This is a genomic window from Brevibacillus sp. HD3.3A (assembly GCF_013284375.2).
GTDB classification, from domain to species: Bacteria; Bacillota; Bacilli; order Brevibacillales; family Brevibacillaceae; genus Brevibacillus; species Brevibacillus parabrevis.
Map to the genome: position 1 here is coordinate 1717470 of NZ_CP085874.1, position 14738 is coordinate 1732207.

At 55.2% G+C, this 14738-nt stretch carries 11 protein-coding genes; 4 read left to right on the forward strand and 7 right to left on the reverse strand.

Annotated elements, in window-relative coordinates; translation table 11 throughout:
- Positions 1-9: 9 nt before the first annotated feature.
- On the reverse strand, positions 10-1146 hold the full coding sequence (locus HP435_RS08405) for a glycosyltransferase (RefSeq protein WP_173598344.1): 1137 nt from the start codon (positions 1144-1146) through the stop codon (positions 10-12).
- Between the two features lie 154 nt (positions 1147-1300).
- Between HP435_RS08405 and HP435_RS08410 the strand changes: the two genes are divergently transcribed.
- Positions 1301-2665, forward strand: a complete 1365-nt coding sequence (locus HP435_RS08410) for a glycosyltransferase family 4 protein (protein WP_173598343.1) — start codon at positions 1301-1303, stop codon at positions 2663-2665.
- Between the two features lie 76 nt (positions 2666-2741).
- Positions 2742-3899 (forward strand): MFS transporter, encoded by a 1158-nt coding sequence (locus HP435_RS08415; protein ID WP_122963167.1) that lies wholly within the window; start codon positions 2742-2744, stop codon positions 3897-3899.
- Positions 3900-4032: 133 nt separating this feature from the next.
- On the opposite strand, the gene HP435_RS08420 is transcribed toward HP435_RS08415, so the two are convergent.
- From HP435_RS08420 to HP435_RS08430, 3 genes are read right to left on the reverse strand one after another with little or no spacing between them, the layout of a single operon-like run.
- A complete protein-coding gene (locus HP435_RS08420) occupies positions 4033-4851 on the reverse strand; it encodes a hypothetical protein (protein ID WP_122963168.1) in 819 nt (272 codons plus the stop codon).
- Entirely contained in the window at positions 4844-6472 is a 1629-nt protein-coding gene (locus tag HP435_RS08425; protein WP_173598342.1) for a hypothetical protein, read from the reverse strand. Before HP435_RS08425 ends, HP435_RS08420 begins: the two co-directional genes overlap by 8 nt.
- 4 nt (positions 6473-6476) lie before the next feature.
- Entirely contained in the window at positions 6477-7739 is a 1263-nt protein-coding gene (locus HP435_RS08430; RefSeq protein ID WP_122963170.1) for an O-antigen ligase family protein, read from the reverse strand.
- Between the two features lie 248 nt (positions 7740-7987).
- On the opposite strand from HP435_RS08430, the gene murJ reads away from it, so the two are divergent.
- A complete protein-coding gene (gene murJ / locus HP435_RS08435; RefSeq protein WP_122963171.1) occupies positions 7988-9514 on the forward strand; it encodes a murein biosynthesis integral membrane protein MurJ in 1527 nt (508 codons plus the stop codon).
- On the opposite strand, the gene HP435_RS08440 is transcribed toward murJ, so the two are convergent.
- Positions 9489-10865 carry a phenylacetate--CoA ligase family protein gene (locus tag HP435_RS08440; protein ID WP_173598341.1) on the reverse strand — a complete coding sequence of 459 codons (1377 nt, stop codon included), beginning with the start codon at positions 10863-10865 and terminating at the stop codon, positions 9489-9491. The two genes, murJ and HP435_RS08440, sit on opposite strands and share 26 nt — an antisense overlap.
- Positions 10866-11053: 188 nt before the next feature.
- Between HP435_RS08440 and HP435_RS08445 the strand changes: the two genes are divergently transcribed.
- Complete coding sequence (locus tag HP435_RS08445; RefSeq protein ID WP_122963173.1) at positions 11054-12691, forward strand: polysaccharide biosynthesis protein; 1638 nt, start codon at positions 11054-11056, stop codon at positions 12689-12691.
- A 33-nt stretch (positions 12692-12724) separates the two neighbouring features.
- On the opposite strand, the gene HP435_RS08450 is transcribed toward HP435_RS08445, so the two are convergent.
- A complete protein-coding gene (locus tag HP435_RS08450; RefSeq protein WP_122963174.1) occupies positions 12725-13582 on the reverse strand; it encodes a class I SAM-dependent methyltransferase in 858 nt (285 codons plus the stop codon).
- Positions 13583-13608: 26 nt separating this feature from the next.
- Positions 13609-14706 carry a polysaccharide pyruvyl transferase CsaB gene (gene csaB, locus HP435_RS08455; RefSeq protein WP_122963175.1) on the reverse strand — a complete coding sequence of 366 codons (1098 nt, stop codon included), beginning with the start codon at positions 14704-14706 and terminating at the stop codon, positions 13609-13611.
- Positions 14707-14738: the final 32 nt, after the last annotated feature.

The window sequence follows — 14738 nt, forward strand, 5'->3', positions numbered from 1 at the left end:
TCCGTGCTCTCAGTTGTTCAACAGCTTGCGATAAAGCGTCAAAATGTCAGCGGTCATCTGCTGGATGGTGAAGGTTGCCTCGACTTTTTCCAGGGCGTTTTGCACCAATGTCTCCCGCAGTGCAGGCTCGGTCCAGATTCGCTCCATCGCTTTGGACAGAGCGTCAGGATCGTTTGGCTCGACGAGCAAGCCTGTGCGCTCCTGGAAGACGAACTCTTTCACGCCGCCGACATTGCTGGCGACGACAGGCACCTTGGATGCCATCGCTTCGATGAGCGTGTAGCCCAGCCCTTCATACAAGGAAGAATGAACAAAACCATCAATCGCATGCAAGCAGGAAGGGATGTCCTGACGAAACCCGGCGAACCGGACGCGATCCACGAGGCCCAACTCTTGCGCCTTTGCTTCCAGCAGTGGACGTTCCGGGCCATCGCCGATCATGACCAAATAAGCGTCATTGCCGTTGTTCTGTGCAAAAGTATGGAAGGCGTCGAGCAGGATCGGCAGTCCTTTGACCGGAACAAATCGCGCTACGGTTCCGAACAAAAAGGCGTCCTCAGGCACGTTCCATTCCGCGCGAAAACGTTTGCGGTCCGCTTCACGCAGCATATCTTGCTGATAAGGAGACAAGTCCATGCCGTTGTAGATGACGCTGAGCTGGGAATTTTTCACGCCCTGCGCGCGCAAATCGTCGGCAATGGCGCCGCTGACAGCGATGTAATGCCGATTCCAGTGGCGCGTGCTCCGTTCCATCAGGCTGACAATCGCGTACGCCAGCGTGCCCGCATAGTCGAAGCGCAGCGCACTGTGCACCGTAGTCAATAGCGGTACATTCATGCCAAGCGCGGCAAGCCGGGAAAAAAAGTTGGCCTTCACTCCGTGCGTATGGATGATCGCTGGACCAAACGAAAGAAAAGTCTGCCGCAAAGCTTGTAGCAGACGAATGTCAAATCGCCCGAACTGGTTTAACGCAATCACGTTGATGCCAGCTTCCCTCAGCTTTTTGGCAAAGAGCGAATCGTAGAAGCAGACGACAGCAACGTCGACTTCTTCCGCAGGAAACGTGGAGACCAGATTGAGAATATGTTGTTCCGCACCGCCAAATTCCCCCCCGCCAATCACGTGGAGGACTCGTAGTTTGCTCATGTAATTTCACCCGAATCTTAGTAAGAAAACCTCTGTCGAAGGTTTAACCAAAGCCATTCTCACTATAGCAGATGGCTGATAGATTCGCAATAAGACAGCACTTGTGGTATCGTTTAGGATGGAAAACGTAAAAACGAGAAGGACGGTTACATACATGAAGGCGCATAACGTTTTGATCATAGGCTACATTTTTCCTCCCATCGGGGGCGGAGGGGTGCCGCGGCCGCTGAAAATGGCCAAATATTTGGGGGAGTTCGGCTGGAACGTGCACGTGCTTACCGTCGATCCGACTTACCATGCAACGCTTGATCCAACGCTTTTGACCCAGCTTCCGGCTGACGTCAGCATTCATCGGGCGAAAGAGTGGAAGCTGTTGCCGGGCAGAGGACAAGCTGCTGCGGCAAGCGGGAGCGGCTCGACTGCCGTGGCAAACACCGGCGCGCGTCCATCGTTGAAAGCGCAGGTCAAAAAGCAGATCGTGAACGTCCTGAAAAAGGTCAAGCCGTACTTGTTGATCCCGGACGATCAAATTCTTTGGCTGCCCAATGCGCTCAAGCTCGGGCGGGAAATCATGCGTCAGGAAAAAATCGACATGATTTTCTCCACCTCCGGGCCTGTTACCAACCATCTGATTGCCGAAAAGCTTGCCGACGAATTTGGCTGCAAATGGGTGGCAGACTTCCGCGATCCGTGGACGCAAAACATGCACACTTCGGGTATTCCGTGGCGCGAACGTCTGGAAGAGCGGATGGAAGCGCGAGTAATGGCAAAAGCGGATGCGATTACGACGGTAACGGCGACTTTTGCCGAAAACTTCCGCAAGAAGCACCAGGAGCGAATCAAGCGGATGGAGCTGATCTACAACGGCTTCGATCAGGGCGATTTCCAAGGGCTTGCTCCAAGTCACGCGGCTCCCGGCAAATTCCACGCTGTCTATGCGGGCATTTTGTATCAAAAGCGCAATCCGCGGCTGCTCTTGCAGGCAATCCGCGAGCTGATCGACGAAGGCAAGGTGGACAGGCAAGAGCTGATGCTCAGCTTTGCAGGCGTGTTTGACTATCCCGGCTACTCGGAGAACCGAGACTGCGTGGAGGCGCTCGAACTGGGCGACATCGTGCGCGTCTTGGGAAATTTGCCGCACAAGGAAGCGCTCGGATTGATGAAAAGCGCCGACGCCCTTTTGCTGATCGGGGACGTGTCGAGTGATGCCGGGGCGTACATCCCGGGCAAGCTCTACGAGTACATGGGCATCGGCAATCCGATACTCGCCTTGAACAAGGCGGGAGAGGCGACGGAGATTATCGAGAATTTCCGTCTCGGCCAAGTAGCCGATCCGGAACAGAAGGATGCGATCAAAGAAGCTTATTGGAAGCTGTATCGGGAATGGAAGGAAAACAGCAGTCAGGCAAAAGGCGAGGCAGAGCGCGGAGCGGACTTTGCCGAGCGAGTCAAGCCGTACGAGCGCCGCGAGCAGGCAAGACAGTTGGCCGACCTGATGAATGAGCTGCTGACCAGATAACGTTGACCCCATGCCCCGGGAGCCAGGAACAGGCTGCGGGGCTATTTTTCATTTTGGGACAAAAACGAGGTGGAACGTGAATACATCTTTGCTTAGTTTGCGGGCGTACAATTTCTTTTACTTTTCCTTGCTGTCGATTTTTATTTCCTTTTTACCAGTTTATTTGAGCTTTCGCGGTGTTACGCCGGCACAAATCGGCGTGTTGATTGGAGCAGGCTCCTTTATCGGCATTTTGTCGCAGCCGTTTTGGGGGATGGTCAGCGACCGGACGAAAACGATCAAGCGGGTCATTCTCGTCACGCTGGGCTTATCCATCGTTTCAGGAATTGCGTTGTTTACGACGACTCCGTTTTTCGCGTTGTTTTTGCTCGTAGGCGCCATGTATTTTTTCCTGTTGCCGACCGATCCTTTGACAGAGAGTCTCAACTATCGGATGGCTGAGCAGCATCGCACAAGCTTTGGCTCCATTCGCACATTTGGCGCAGTCGGCTACGCTACAGCGTCTTTGTTCATCGGCTGGACGCTCGACCGATTGGGGATGGAACAGCTTGTCTGGCTGTTTGTCGGCTACGGCGTGCTTGCCTATTTGTGCGCGTTGGCGATGAAGGATGCTCCGGCGAGCAGCAAGCCGTTGTCCTGGCCGGAGCTAAAGCGATTTTTCCTCTATCCGAAAACGCAGCGGTTCTTTCTCCTTGTGCTGATCGCAGCGACTCCGCACCGGACGAATGACAGCTTTCTCGGCGTGTACGTGCAAAGCTTGGGAGGCACGACCGGAGATGTCGGGCAGGCGTGGTTTTTGGCAGCGGTGAGCGAAGTGGCGTTTTTCGCGATCAGTGCGCGGATTTTGGCCCGCTGGAGCGAAATCAGGCTGATTATGCTCGCATCGGCGCTGTACGCCATTCGCTACGTGCTGTGTGCGCTGGCTCCTTCACCGGAATGGGTGGTCTACTTGCAACTGACGCAAGGCGTCACGTTCGTCATTTTTTACACCGCGACGATTCAATACTTGTACAAAATCATCCCGGAAGAATGGAGAGCGACCGGACAAACCGTATTGGCCGTTTTGTTTTTCGGCATATCGGGCATCATCGGTTCGCTGCTGGGCGGCTGGCTGTTTCAGCAAAGCGGGGGCGCTGCGCTTTATTGGGCGATGGGCATATGCTCGGCAGTTGCCTTCGTCTACAGCCTGATGCTGGCAAGCTCGAAAAGCTCAGTGGGTGGTGCGGGAATGTAAACGAAAGAGCCTGCCGCGAAATTTCTTCGCAGCAGGCTCTTTTTCTGTGCCAAACGCTTCGTTGTTTTGGCTAAAAGCGGACGTGGCCGCAAGTGGTCATGGGCCTTTAGCAGTTTGACGGGAGCCGGGCTTTCTAGTAGAGCAAGTATTTCTCCACTTCTTCCGGTTCCTTGATGTTGATGCCGCCTGTATCGCCGTACTTGTACAGGTTGAACTTCACTTGCTGGTCCATCGTCCCGGCTTCCGGCAACGGCAGGATGATCCACGTCTCGTACTGATGAATCAGCCGGTCTTCCTTGCCGAACCAGAATGTCGCTTTGATGGTCGATTCTTTCAAAATGTATTCGAGGTCAGGGCGATCGCCGACCAGCTTTTTCAGCGGCTCAAACAGCGGGCTTTGACTTTTCGCCAGCCACTCGGCACCAGTCATTTTGACTTGGAACGGCACGGAGACGACGCCAATCGCTTTTTCATCCGGAAGCTGCACAGCCCGATCCATGAAAGGCAGCCAGTCCTCGAAGCCTTTCAGTACGTCAAATTCCAGCGGCTCGTCCGGAGCAGTCACCCAGTAGTCGTTGGAACGGATGTAGCGTTTGTCGCCGATCCGGTAGTACGTGTACGGCTGTGCCGCGATGCGCGTGCCGACATTGTAGCCTTTGTCGGTGAGGACGGCTCCGTCGAACATGCTTGTCGTGGAGCGGGAGAGAATCCGGTTGATTACGTATCCTTTGTACCAGAAAGCTTGCGCGTCTTTTTCCGTTTTTCCTTTTTCCAAAGCGGTTTTCAGCCATTCTGCGGCCGATTCGGTCTGCGCGGTCGTCGTCTGCTCAGGCTTCGTATCGAAGTTGGTAGTGGTAAAAGCTTTCGTTCCCGACTCGTACGTGCAACCGCCGAGCATGGAAGCCGTGCAGATGGCAGCGAGCAATGCCCATGCTTTTGTGCGTTTACGCATGGCGACCCCTCCTTACAACCCCGTATACGAGCAGACCGGCAAACAGGGCGATGGTCAACGCGAATACCGGAATGTTGTGCTGCTTGAACACGAGAATGCGATGCGAATTTTCCAGCGAAGCGACGATCTCGTTTTGCTTGTCGCCGTCGATATCTCCGATCTGGACGTTGATCAGCGGCAAGTAAATGCGCCAGTTTTCCTTCAAGCCCTCTGGCGTATAGTCGTAGCCGGAGAGATAGCGTGCATCGGTCGTGCTGATCCAGCTGCGCGCTTTGGCGACGATCTCGGGCGTCTGGTCGGTGCCGACCGCAGCGAAGTTGGAGAAGCGGAAGCTCTTGTCCTTTTCGTCGCTGGCCCAGAGAATGTCCCAGGTGCCATCCGCTTTCGGTTTCAAAATGTACGAAGGTCTGCCAGCTACGAGCAGCTCGTCCACCTTGTCGTGGTCGATGTCAGCCGGAATGAACTCTCCGGTGGCAAGCTCGGCCTGCTTGCGGGTCAATTGATAAGCTTCGGTGAGTGTGCCGTCCGGCTCAACAGCCAGCACGCTCAAATGCTCGCCAATGACGATCAGCCCTTCACGGCCATCCGGCAAGTTCATGGTGGTCAGCAGCTTGGTTGCTTTGGTAGAGCCGCCAAATGGCTTGCCTTCGTATGTGCCTGTCAGCATGCCGTTTGTAATATGCAAGTCTTTGAATTTGCTTCCCAGCTCATGGCGCACGTCCATGCTGCCTTTGTTTGTCTCAAGCATGTTGGCGATGTTGTTCAGATCGAGCACAAAAGCGCGGTGTGCCGTCGTACCGGCTTGCATCATGGCTTCCGAGTATGGCTGTCTCTGCACGTTTGGAACGAGCTTGTCGTCTTTCATCGTGTAATACGGGAAGCCAGGGTAGTCTGTTGGCAAGTTTTCCTTGATCCGCTCCATCGTTTCGGCTGGAATCTGGTCGTTTTTCATCCGGACTATTTGGCCGTCTTTCCAGGACATCACATAGAGCGACACAGGTTCTGCCTGCAAATGGCGCAGCTTTTCCGCCATTGCTTTTTTCTCTTCTTCTGTTTCCGGCTTCTCTGCCTTTTCCGGCAGCGGCAGTTCTTCGGCATTGCCGTAGGTGACAATCTCCATTTTTCCGTCGCCATCGACGTCGTACAAGGTCATCGGGAAGTAGTCTACCCAGTCGCCGTTGTACATCCGGCTTGATTCGTACTGAACGGTAAAGTGGCTGAGTGCCGGCAACGTGTAGCGGTTGAACGTGACATTGGCCAGCACCGCGATCAGGACGAGCGGAGCGACAGCGCGCCAGCTCAAACGGCCGTACCATTTGACGAGCAGGGCAATCACGATGATGGCGACAGCGCCGCCAATGAGCAGAGCAGCCGTCGTTTTCACGTCGACGCGGGTCAAGGCGCGGTCCAGCAGCAAAAAGCCGACGGTGAACACAAGCACCTGTCGCCGCTCCGATGGGTGAATCACGTAGTAGCAAAACGCGAGCAGCGGCAAGAAAATCAGCAAAGCGATCCAGCTCAGGTCAAGGAACGCAGGCTTGACGAGCAGATGGTAAATCAAAAACAGGGCAATGGCGTACAGCGCCCAGCTTATTGTAGAGAGAATAGGATTGCGGCGCATGGGTTCACCACCTTTTGTTTTGTGTTTGGTCGACGTACAAAGCGCAGAGGAAGCCGCCAAACAGCCAGAAATAGAGGGCCATGAACGGCACCTCGAAAATGTTTTCCACGAGGTTGTGCGTCGCGACCGCAATCAACCCGCCAAACAGGCCAAGCACTGTGAAAAAGTGCGGCGATCCGATCAGCTTGCGAATCAGTCCCGCTCCGTACTTCAGCATGGAGACGACCAGACCGATCCAGAGGATGATGCCGATCAGACCGTACTCAGCCAAGCTTTTGAAGAAATAGCTGTCGGAGTAAATCGTGCCAAAATGTCGGGAGGCTACTGCCCCGCCGTGATGGCCGAGACCGACCCCGAACAGCGGCTCGATGCGCATTTTATCATACGCTTCGCCCCAGCGGCCTACACGGCCTCCCTGACTGCTCGACTCGAAGTATTCAGGTGTGAACAGCGTGAAAATCCGGTTTTTGATCGTTCCAACCATCGGAACGGACTCCGGCACGAAAAACAGAGCGACAAGCCCGATGACACCTGCAAGCACCAGATAGCCTGCAATTCGTTTGTTCCATATGTAGAAGCAGATGAACATCGCAAACGCAAGCGCAAACCAGGCTCCACGCGATCCGGTCAAAAGCAGCGCGGCAAGTGTCGCCAGAGTGACGACGGCCCACAGCCCTTTTTTCCACAGCCCCTTCGACTGGACGAACAGTCCGGCCGCTACTGGTACGATCAAAGCCATGTAGCTGCCCAACACGTTTGGACTGGTTACGAACGAAAAGGCGCGAGTCGTAATGGCTTCGCCTTCCTGTACCCATGATTCGGGCGTTTTGACGCCGAGGGCGACCTGCATGACGCCGACGAGCGCGGCCAAAAAGCCGATCAGGGCGAGAACCTTCATAAATTTGTCCAGGTCTTCAACGGACTTCAACAAATAAAAGCCCATCAAAAAGGCGATGATGTACTGGTAGACAGAGCGGAATCCTTCCACGCTGGCTTCCCAGTTCGCCATGTCCGTTACCATCAAGGCAAGGCCGAGGACGAAGAAGGCGCTGAGCAAATGTTTGATTCCAGGCATCGTCCGGTTCGTTTGCAAAAAAGCGCCGAACGTAAACACCATCAAGATGATGAGCAACGCTTCATCCCAAAAAGACGAAACGACTGGAATCGGTAGAATCTTTCGCAAGACATAGTCGATTACCGGATAGGCCAACAGCAGATACAACCACGTGGTTGATTGGCTTCCCCACTTCACAACGGTTTCTCTCATTTTGTTTGTAGTCCTCCTACAGGCAGGGATTAACCTACCCATTATAATGAATCTGGCAACCTGCAAGCAAGCTGGCGGGAAAGAGGTTGGTAGGAAAGCTAGAAATAAGATATGATAACAGGTGTGTTTGAGCTGGAGCGATTCGCAAAAGCTCTATGAAATTTTCACGAACGAAAAACAGGCTGTGCCCGATTGCTGTCTATGCGACGGACACCATTGTTTTGAACGAGGGATAGGAGAATTGGGTCATGAGTTTGTTGAGAATTGCCTCCATGATCGTCGTGCTGACGCTCGTGGGAAGGCTGCTGGGATTTTTTCGCAGCGTATACGTCTCCAACCTGTACGGCACAGGGATGGAGGCAGATGCGTTTAACATCGCAGCGACGATCCCTTTGACGCTGTTTCTGGTTGTACCCGGCGCAGTCAATGCCGTGCTGATTCCGACGATGCGCGGTTTGCTTGAAAAGAAAGAGCCGACCAGCGAGCTGTACCACAAAATGCTCGCGATCATTCTGGGAATATTCACACTGCTGGCGCTGTTGGGTGTCGCTTTCTCCCATCAGTTGGCAGCGATGTTCGGCCTGTCAGGGGAAAAGCTGGAACTGACAGCCGAGATGCTTCAGTGGATGTGGCCTTCCGCCATTTTTATCGGCTTGACTGGATTGTGGTCGAGCTTGTGCAATGCGCACCAGCATTTTTTCACGCCGACTTTGGGCACGGTAGCGAACGGAGCCTTGGTCATCATCGGGATGTACATTCTCGTTCCGATCTACGGGTCAGTTGGCCTGGCGATTGCGACAAGCATCGGTTATTTGGCGGCGATGCTGACGATGCTGCCTACCTTGCGCAGCTTTGGCTACACGCATCGGGTGTCGCTTGCCTGGAGAGAGGATGCCTCGTTAAAAGGGATGGGCGAGCGCGTCATTCCGATTTTGATTGGCGCCGTAGTGGCACAGGCGACGACATTTATGGAAAGAGGCTTTGCGGAAGGGGTAGGGACAGGCGTAGTCTCCGCGCTTGCCAATGCGAATCAGATCGTGCAGATGCCGATGGCGATTTTTGTAGGCGCGTTTACTTTGCCGCTGTTCCCGCTGTTGGCGAGTCACGTCAAACGCGGCGAGATGGCCGAGATGAAGCAAATCTTGCAAAAAGGACTTGCCTATCTGTTCATATTGCTCGTGCCCGTCACGGTTGGTCTTGCCTTGTACGCAGAGCCGGTCGTCCGCCTCGCTTTTGAGCGGGGAGCTTTTGACGAGCATTCTGTCGCACTGACTGCCTGGGCCTTGCCGTTTTACGGGCTGGGGCTGTATTTCCTGGCAGCCCGCGATTTGCTGACTCGCGCCTTTTACGCGCTGGAAAACACGAAGACACCCGTCATCATCGGGGCTATCGGAATCGGCGTATACGTGCTGGCCAACTGGCTGTTGATTCCGTTGCTCGGACACGGCGGGATTGCGCTGGCAAATGCCGTGTCGGCCATCTGCCAGGCGCTGCTTCTGTTTCTGTTGCTTTGGCGAGCCGTGGGCAGTCCGGTGCGGGCGAGCTTCCTTGCCACCGCAGGGAAGACACTTTTGGCCTGCGCGATCATGGGTGCCGCGATTGTGCTCGTCGATCCGTGGCTGTCGCTTTTGTCCGTCTGGCTGTATTTGCCGATCGGAATTGGCGGCGGAGCTTTGATTTATGTGCTCGTGATGGCTGTCCTGCGCGAACCGCTCGTATCGGAGCTGCTGCAAAAAGTGCGGAAGCGTTCTACTCCGGCGGCAGGGCGCTCGTAAGCGGGCATTCCCGGATGGCGTAGCGAACTTTGCCTGAGCTGCTCGGCGGGATGTGTTCCACGTACGAGACTTGTACGCTCACCTCGCCGAGCGCCGAGCGAATCCCTGCGAGCAGTCTTGCTTCGTCGGCTGGCAGGAAGCGCTCCGGCTCTTTCACGAGTCGGAGGCTTAGCCGCTGCGGCTCGTGCTGCACGATTTGAAACGTGCGGAAGCTGTCCAGATTGCGGACGATATGGTTGAAGTAGTGGCCGTGAACGTACTGGCCGTTTTGCGAAATAAACATGTCGTCTTCCCGGCCGTCGATTGTTTCCAACAGCGGAAACGACACAGGGCACGGGCATGATTTTCCGGAGAGCGCGACGACATCGCCCAACTGGTAGCGCAATCGCGGCATGGACGTGTTGTGCAGGTCTGTGACGAGCAAGGCGCCGGGAACTCCGGGGAACACAGGAATCCGTGTGAGCGGGTCGACGACTTCCAAATAGCTGTTTTCAGAAAAAGCGTGCATGTTGCCAGCCTGGCATTGGTACGCGATAATGCCGCCATCCCGTGCGCCGTATTCGTTGATGACAGGAGCGGCAAAGGCAGCCTCCATCGCGCGGCGCTGGTGCTCGTGCAGACTTTCTGCGGTAGACACGACAGCTTTCAGCGGAATCCCTAACGTCACACCTCTGGCCAGCATCATTTGCGAGAGTGTGTACAAGGCGGAAGCGTAACCGTACAAATAAGCGGGACGAAAGCGGCGGATCAGCTTGAGCTGGGTATCGAGTCTGCGTTCATCCAGTTCGTAAGCGGAGAGCAGCAGCCGATTTTTCAGCCAGCGCTCCTTGAAGCGATGCGTCCGCGCCTGCTGTTGAGTCAGCTCCAGCGGAGATCCCCAGAGCATGACACACGGATCGCCGATACGGATGCCGTGCCAGGACAGGCCGAGCCAACGGGCCGCTTCGTAGCGCTCGACCGTGGGGCGATCGAGGTAGAAGCGGGTCGGTTCTCCCGTGGAGCCGCCTGTGCGATTGGCGATCAGCTTGTCAGGGCGAATGTTTTTGCTCAAATATTGCTCGGCATTGCGGCGAAAATGCGTCTTGTCGAGGATCGGCAGCTTTTGCACAAACCGTTCAGGCGCTTCCCGGTACTCGCGCCACGTGCTGCGGTATGGCTCGTAAGCCGCGACGTTGTGGACAGCGTGGTCCAGCAGCTTGACAAGCTTCTCGCGCTGCCGCCATTCCAGCATGTCCTTGGACAGGTGCTGGGCGAGCTTTAGCTCTTGCATGTATGGACGCGTGCGGTTTTCTTTTACTACCTCCATCAAAGGCCACTGTACTTGGCGAATCCAAAATCCTGTTACAGCCATCCTTTTCCTCCTGCTCTTCCCATCAGACGATTCGAAGAAGTCAATGGAATCTGTTTTTCACCAGTATTCCAGCCAAATTCCATCCATATACCTGTTTGCTGGATGGAGGAATTGATAGTAGGATAGAGAGTGGGTTTATGGCGATTGCAAGTTTCCAAGTCAAAGTGACGCAAAAAAGGAGTTACCCAATGTTGAAAAAAAGTCATTTTCTCGCAGGGGCGCTGATCTTGGCCATCGCGGGAATTTTGTCAAAAGTAATCGGGATGTTTTACCGGATTCCTCTCCAGGAAATTGTGGGGGATAACGGTCTTGGGCTTTACCAGGAAGTATATCCGCTCTACCTGACCTTTCTGATCCTGGCGACGGCGGGCGTGCCCGTCGCGTTGTCGCGAGTCATTGCCGAAGCGCTTGCGGAGGGCAAGCAAGGCTCTGTCGGGCAAATTTTGGCCCGCAGCATGGTGATGATGGGCGGAATCGGGATCGTCTTGTTCGCGCTGCTGTATGCCAGCTCGCCGCTGATCGCGAAGCTGATGGGAAATCCGCATCTGATCGAGCCGATTCGCGCCATCTCGCTATCTCTGCTGTTCGTACCGCTGATTGCCGTGATTCGCGGCTTCTTTTACGGACATCAAAAGATGCTGTACGTCGGTCTGTCGCAGATTGTGGAGCAGACGCTCCGGGTGATCTTCATTCTCGTAGCGTCCCTGTACCTTGTCCGCTTGGGCGAGGACACGGATACGGTGATCACCGGAGTCAATTTCGGGACGATGATCAGCACGTTCCTCAGCCTCGGTTTTCTGGCGCTGCTCATGTGGCTGCATAACCGGAAAAACTCCGTGTTCACGAACGCGGAGTGGGGGCGTCTGGACTGGTGGTACGACCGCGCGTTTTTCGGCTCGATGTGGCGCATTGCCTGGCCGATTTGCGTGAGCGCCCTCGTCATTCCGATTTTCAGCCTGACGGATTCGTTTTTGGCGATCAATATTTTTCGCTACATCTGGAATGTCGACGGATTGACGGCAGATACGTGGTTTGGCATTTACAGCCGTGGCGGCCCGCTTTTGCAAATGGCCAGCCTGTTCGGCTCATCGATCGCGCTGTCCATCGTTCCGGCGATTGCGGAAGCGAAGCGGCAAAAAGACACGGAGCGGGTTACGACCTTGACCAAGCTGTCGCTGCGCTTTGCCTGGCTGATCGGCTTGCCGGCAGGTCTGGGGCTTACTGCTGTGGCGGAAGGGGCCAACCTGGCCTTGTACGGGGATATGGAAGGGACGCGGGCGATGGCGATTCTCGGCATCAGCGCGATCCCGCTCTCGCTGCTCCTGGCGACAAACGGCATCTTGCAAGGGATCGGCAAGGAGAAAATTCCGGCTCGCCACCTGCTGTACGGCGTGATCGTCAAAGTCGCGGCTACGCTCGTCTTCACGTCCTTGTTCGGCATGGATGGACTGTCTTTGTCCTGGCTGTGCGCGACCGCCTTCGTCTGCATTCTCAACATGCGCGTCATCGCGAAGCTTGTACAGGTTCCGATCCATTGGCGCTTCGATACGATCTATCCGCTTCTGGTCGCCAACCTGATGCTGCTGCTTGCCTGGGGTACGACCGAAGCTGTCGGGCTGCTGCTCGCCGGCAAGGAAAAAGTGCGCCTGCTCGGGGCAATCGAAACGGTAGGGGGAGTTGGCGTTGGGCTGGTCGTCTATCTGGGACTGCTGCTGCTCATCCCGCTCATCGAGGACAAGGAGCTGGACTGGCTGCCGGGTGGTGGCAAGCTGCGCGCTTTTATCAATCTCATACGCAAAAAGCAGCCGTCCTCCAAAGCGCAATAGGACAGGCTGACACGAAAAAACCCCTTTCTCCACTCAGGAGGAAGGGGTTTTTTGATACACACAGACGACCATTTTTACGAAAAACTCGCGGAAACCGGGCACGTTCGCCAAGCCTTTGAGCTGGTTGCGCAACGGAATCTCGCGTTCGTAGACAGCGGGCTGTGTCACGCCTTTTTGGATGTTGCGAAAACGCTTGATCGTCATCCGGTTGATGTAGGAAATCGTATCGCTTCCGTCCGGGCGCTTGTCGAAGCGGAACGAGATGCGGTCAGAACCGTCTGGCAAGTCACGCACCAGCTTTTTGTACGCGTCGATCAGCGCTTGCTCGGAGAAGAGGGCGTGCACCCAAGGAATCCCGATGGCGTCTGACAAATGAGCGCCGTACGGATGGTAGTAAGGCGGAAAGTTGATGTACAGATGGCCGCCCGGCTTGAGCACGCGGAAGCATTCTTCCAGCGTCTTTTCCGGCTCGCCAACGTGCTCCATCGCATCGTTCATAATGATCGTGTCAAAGGTGTTGTCCGCAAAGTCCATTCGCGCGGCGTCGCCTGTCATGAAAGATACGACGTCCGCCAGCCCTTTTTCTTTGGCAAAGGCATTGCCTTCCTCTGCATAGTGCGGGACGATGTCGATGCCGATCATCTTTTTCGGGCCAAAAGTGGCGTAGTAACAGGTCTTGCCCCCGCCGCCACAGCCGATATCCAGCACGGTCTTGCCTGTGAACATTTGCTCCTGGGAGTGGAAGGGGAGGAAAAACTGAATCGTTTGATCCCCTTTTTGAAATTGCCACTCGGTATAGCTCATTTCCCCGTCATTCGCCAAATTGAAGGGATGGACGGGGAGCGGGAATAGTCGGTTTAATCCAAGCAATACTTGTGAAGAAAAGGACATGGCTTCGTCCTCCTTTCCTGTCAGCCTTATGTGCGCAGCGCCTGGAGCACCAGCTCGCTGCTTTTGGCCGCTTCAATTGCCAGCACGCGGGAATGCTCCGTTACCAGATCAATCTCGGCAGCAAGTCCGTCGATTTTTTCCGCGAGCAGCGCAAGCAGCTGTGCTTCGTCGAGCTCGGTAATGTGTCCGGCGTTCGGCATCCCGGCGCGCTCGACAAAGCGGTCGATTTTCGGATCGTACGAAATGCCGATAAAAGGAATGCGCAGCATGCAAGCGAGAATGAGCGAGTGGAGCCGCATGCCGACGACGTAGTCGCACTGTTTTAAAACAGACATGATATCGTGAAAAGTAACGGGCGCATCGAGAAGACGTGCTCCTGGCTGGGTCATCTGTTCCATGATCTCCTTGGACGGAGCCAAGTCGCTGGGAACGTGCATCGGCAGAAACAGGACATTCCAGCCGCGCAAGACAAACCAGTCCGCCGCTTTGGCGATGGTTTGCTTGAACGCTTGCTCCTGCTTCCAGTCGCGCACAGAGATCGCCACCAAAGGCTTGTCCGGATCAGCGAACAAACCGTGGAGCAGTTCTTTTCCACGTGCATCCGAAATATCTTCGGGAGATATCGTCAGGGCGGGATCAGCTGTGACGTGAATCGGCGCTTTTTTGACGCCGCAAGCTTTGAAGTCTTCTCCCGATTCGTAATCTCGCACGGTAATGACATCGACATGATTCACTACGCGCTTGATAACCTGGCGACTGAGCGGTTTGAGAATGGGTCCGAACCCTTGAGCGTAAAAGACCACGGGCTTGCGGAGTAGCTTGGCGATGGTGACGATGCCCAAATAGTAGAGAACACTGCGCGGACTGGTAACGTCCTGCATCAGCGTCCCTCCGCCCATCACTAGCATGTCGCTTCGCGAAAGCTCACGGACGATGGTTCCAAAGCTCCAGCGGTCATAAGCTTCAATCCCGAACAGTTCCGCAGTCCGATCAGGCTGGTTCGACAGAACGGCGAGAGAGATATTTGGTTGTTCCCGCTTAAGAGAGCTGATGATGCCGTAGAGGACCACATCGTCTCCGGCATTGTTGAAGCCGTAGTACCCGGAGATGAGAATTCGCGACATGGAGTGAACCTTCTTTCTATATCAAACGTACA

What these genes read in the sequence shown, in the direction of transcription:
- murJ (WP_122963171.1), top strand. Translation starts at nt 7,988, where the DNA reads ATGAGTTTGTTGAGAATTGCCTCCATGATCGTCGTGCTGACGCTCGTG.
- HP435_RS08430 (WP_122963170.1), bottom strand. Translation starts at nt 7,739, where the DNA reads ATGAGAGAAACCGTTGTGAAGTGGGGAAGCCAATCAACCACGTGGTTG.
- csaB (WP_122963175.1), bottom strand. Translation starts at nt 14,706, where the DNA reads ATGTCGCGAATTCTCATCTCCGGGTACTACGGCTTCAACAATGCCGGA.
- HP435_RS08425 (WP_173598342.1), bottom strand. Translation starts at nt 6,472, where the DNA reads ATGCGCCGCAATCCTATTCTCTCTACAATAAGCTGGGCGCTGTACGCC.
- HP435_RS08405 (WP_173598344.1), bottom strand. Translation starts at nt 1,146, where the DNA reads ATGAGCAAACTACGAGTCCTCCACGTGATTGGCGGGGGGGAATTTGGC.
- HP435_RS08440 (WP_173598341.1), bottom strand. Translation starts at nt 10,865, where the DNA reads ATGGCTGTAACAGGATTTTGGATTCGCCAAGTACAGTGGCCTTTGATG.
- HP435_RS08450 (WP_122963174.1), bottom strand. Translation starts at nt 13,582, where the DNA reads ATGTCCTTTTCTTCACAAGTATTGCTTGGATTAAACCGACTATTCCCG.
- HP435_RS08410 (WP_173598343.1), top strand. Translation starts at nt 1,301, where the DNA reads ATGAAGGCGCATAACGTTTTGATCATAGGCTACATTTTTCCTCCCATC.
- HP435_RS08420 (WP_122963168.1), bottom strand. Translation starts at nt 4,851, where the DNA reads ATGCGTAAACGCACAAAAGCATGGGCATTGCTCGCTGCCATCTGCACG.
- HP435_RS08445 (WP_122963173.1), top strand. Translation starts at nt 11,054, where the DNA reads ATGTTGAAAAAAAGTCATTTTCTCGCAGGGGCGCTGATCTTGGCCATC.